Origin of the sequence: Colwellia marinimaniae (genome assembly GCF_002207865.1) — a bacterium.
Classification (GTDB): Bacteria; Pseudomonadota; Gammaproteobacteria; order Enterobacterales; family Alteromonadaceae; genus Colwellia; species Colwellia marinimaniae.
This window is the reverse complement of sequence record NZ_BDQM01000118.1, coordinates 1-525: the sequence shown is the minus strand read 5'-3', so window position 1 is coordinate 525 and position 525 is coordinate 1. Positions and strand designations below refer to the sequence as shown.

At 57.9% G+C, this 525-nt stretch carries 1 protein-coding gene; it reads right to left on the bottom strand.

What is annotated here, in order from left to right; genetic code table 11:
* Nucleotides 1-525 (bottom strand): TipJ family phage tail tip protein (gene gpJ / locus MTCD1_RS18460; protein WP_143760149.1); only part of this gene is annotated, 525 nt, incomplete at both ends.

Here is a 525-nt window from a genome sequence, read left to right as displayed (position 1 = left end):
CATTACAGGTGATGCGCGGCTCCGTGCCGCCAAAGCCGTCCGGCACTGACTGGTCGCAGTACTGGCCGATGACATACAGCGCCCATTTATCCACATCCGCCGCACCAAGACGTTTCCCCATGCCGTAGCGCGGATGGGTCAGCATATCCCACAGACACCAGGCCATGTTGTTGCTGTATGCCGGTTTAAACGTTCCGTCCCAGATACCGCTGTATTGCCGCGTCTGCGGGTTATAGTTCGACGGCACCTGCAGAATACGCCCGCGCAGATGATAATTACGGCTCACCTGCTGGCTGCCGAACTGCTCCGAGTCCACCTGCACGCCGACCAGTGCCGTGTTCGGGTAGCACTGTTTCACATCGATGATTTCAGTGTATGACGACCAGAGCGTTTTGTTCTGCAGCTGGTCTGTGGTGCTGTCCGGCGTCATCCTGCGCATCCGGATATTAAACGGGCGCGGCGGCAGGTTACCCATCACCACCGAGGCCAGATACTGCGAGGTGGTTTTGCCCTTAATGGTGATGT